Origin of the sequence: Mycobacterium sp. (assembly GCF_049585075.1) — a bacterium.
Taxonomy (GTDB): domain Bacteria; phylum Actinomycetota; class Actinomycetes; order Mycobacteriales; family Mycobacteriaceae; genus Mycobacterium.
In genome coordinates this window covers 1-2737 of record NZ_JBAUZA010000283.1, presented here as the reverse complement: position 1 = coordinate 2737, position 2737 = coordinate 1, and the positions used below count along the sequence as shown (strand labels likewise).

Annotated in this window: 1 protein-coding gene and 2 pseudogenes; all 3 read left to right on the top strand. The window is 69.2% G+C overall.

What is annotated here, in order from left to right:
- A pseudogene (locus WB785_RS13955) lies at positions 1-200 on the top strand (glutamyl-tRNA reductase); the annotation flags it as partial.
- Between the two features lie 13 nt (positions 201-213).
- A pseudogene (gene hemC / locus WB785_RS13950) lies at positions 214-1180 on the top strand (hydroxymethylbilane synthase).
- Positions 1177-2737: uroporphyrinogen-III synthase (locus tag WB785_RS13945; protein WP_424079929.1), on the top strand; the 1561-nt coding region annotated here is incomplete at its 3' end. The pseudogene hemC and the gene WB785_RS13945, both read left to right, overlap by 4 nt.

Genomic DNA, 2737 nt, shown 5'->3' with positions numbered 1-2737 from the left:
AGGTGGCCCGCACCGTGCGGCGGGTGGTGGACAAGCTTCTGCACGCGCCCACCGTGCGGATCAAACAGTTGGCCAGCGCACCCGGTGGCGACAGCTATGCCGAGGCGCTGCGCGAGTTGTTCGAACTCGACCAGACCGCCGTCGACGCTGTCGCTACTGCAGGCGAATTGCCTGTTCTGCCAAGCGATTCCGCTGAGTAGCCGCTTGGTCGACGTGATCCGGATAGGAACTCGGGGCAGTCTGCTGGCCACCACCCAAGCCGGTGGCATCCGCGACGCCTTGCTCGCTAATGGTCACGCCGCCGAGCTGGTGACGATCAGCACCGAGGGCGACCGCTCGACAGACCCGATCGCCAGCATCGGCGTCGGGGTCTTCACCGCCGCGTTGCGGGAGGCCATCGAGGACGGCCGCGTCGACGTGGCGGTGCATTCGCACAAAGATTTGCCTACCGCCGAGGATCCGCGGTTCGTGATCGCCGCCATACCGCCGCGAGAGGACCCCCGCGACGCTGTCGTGGCCCGTGACGGGTTAGTGCTGGCACAGCTGCCGAGTGGGTCGGTGGTCGGCACTTCGTCGCCCCGGAGGGCCGCACAGCTTAGAGCACTGGGTCTCGGTTTGGAAATCCGCCCCCTAAGAGGCAACCTAGATACCAGGTTGAACAGGGTAAGCAGCGGTGATTTGGACGCAATCGTGGTAGCCCGGGCGGGTTTGGCCCGAATCGGGCGCCTGGATGAGGTGACCGAGACGTTGGAGCCGGTACAAGTGTTGCCGGCGCCGGCTCAAGGCGCGCTCGCCGTCGAGTGCCGCGCCGGGGATTCCCGGCTGGCGGCACTGCTGGCCGAGCTCGACGACGCCGACAGCCGCGCGGCGGTCACCGCTGAGCGTGCCCTGCTCGCCGAACTGGAGGCGGGCTGCTCCGCGCCAGTGGGGGCGATCGCCGAGGTGGTCGAGTCCATTGACGAGGACGGCCGTGTCTTCGAAGAGCTGTCGCTGCGCAGCTGCGTGGCGGCGCTAGACGGATCCGATGTGATCCGCGCGTCCGGCATCGGCAGTCCGGATCGGGCACGAGAGCTCGGGCTCTCGGTGGCCGCCGAGCTGTTCGAGCTGGGCGCACGGGAACTCATGTCGACTGCGCGGTAACAAACCCGCACGAGGAAGTGACTGGGAGAGATACAGATGACGACGCGAGGGCGTAAGCCGAGGCCCGGCCGCATCATGTTCGTGGGCTCGGGTCCGGGCGACCCGGCTCTGCTGACGACGCGGGCCGCTACGGTGCTGGCGAATGCTCCCCTGGTGTTCATTGACCCTGACGTGCCCGACGCGGTGTCGGCGCTGATCGGCACGGACCTGCCGCCGGTGTCCGGGCCGGCCGAGCCGACTGCACAGTCGGAGGGTGGAACTGCCGAAGGGGCCGGCACCGACGAACAGCCTGCCGCCGTGGTGTCGGTAGGACCCGACATCCGCCCGGCGCTGGGCGACCCGGCCGAAGTGGCCAAAACGCTGGTCGCAGAGGCCCGCACCGGCACCGACGTGGTGCGGCTGGTCGCGGGTGACCCACTGTCGGTGGACTCGGTAATCACCGAGGTGAACACCGTCGCCCGCACGCACCTGCATTTCGAGGTCGTGCCCGGGCTGGCCGCCACCTCGGCGGTGCCGACCTATGCCGGGCTGCCGCTGGGCTCATCGCACACCGTTGCCGACGTGCGCGGCGACGTGGACTGGGGGGCGCTGGCCGCGGCACCGGGCCCGTTGATTCTGCAGGCCACCTCGTCGCACGTGGCCGACGCGGCGCGCACGCTGATCGAGTACGGGCTATCCGACACCACGCCGTGCGTCGTGACGTCCTCGGGCACCACCTGCGCGCAGCGCTCGGTGGAGTCCACGCTGGGCGGGCTGACCGACCCGGGCGTCCAGCTCGGTGTCGACCCCACGGCGCCCGCGTCGGTGGTGGTGACGATCGGCAAGACGGTCCACAACCGGGCCAAGCTGAACTGGTGGGAGAGCCGGGCACTGTATGGCTGGACCGTGCTGGTGCCGCGGACTAAGGACCAGGCCGGCGAGATGAGCGATCGGCTGACCGCGCACGGCGCGTTGCCAATCGAGGTGCCGACCATCGCCGTCGAGCCGCCGCGCAGCCCCGCCCAGATGGAGCGCGCGGTCAAGGGTCTGGTCGACGGCCGCTACCAGTGGGTGGTGTTCACGTCCACCAACGCGGTACGTGCGGTGTGGGAGAAGTTCGGCGAGTTCGGACTCGACGCCCGCGCGTTCTCCGGGGTGAAGATCGCCTGCGTCGGCGAATCGACCGCCGACCGGGTCCGCGCGTTCGGCATCAGCCCCGAGCTGGTGCCTTCTGGTGAGCAGTCGTCGCTGGGCCTGCTGGATGAATTCCCGCCGTATGACAGCATTTTCGACCCGGTGAATCGGGTGCTGCTGCCGCGTGCCGACATCGCCACCGAGACGCTGGCCGAGGGCCTGCGCGAACGTGGCTGGGAGATCGAGGATGTCACCGCCTACCGGACGGTCCGGGCGGCCCCGCCGCCGGCGGCCACCCGGGAAATGATCAAGACCGGTGGTTTTGACGCGGTGTGCTTCACGTCCAGCTCCACGGTGCGCAACCTGGTTGGCATCGCCGGAAAGCCGCACGCGCGCACCATCGTTGCGTGCATCGGTCCCAAGACCGCCGAGACCGCCGCCGAATTCGGTTTGCGTGTCGACGTGCAACCCGAGACCGCTGCGG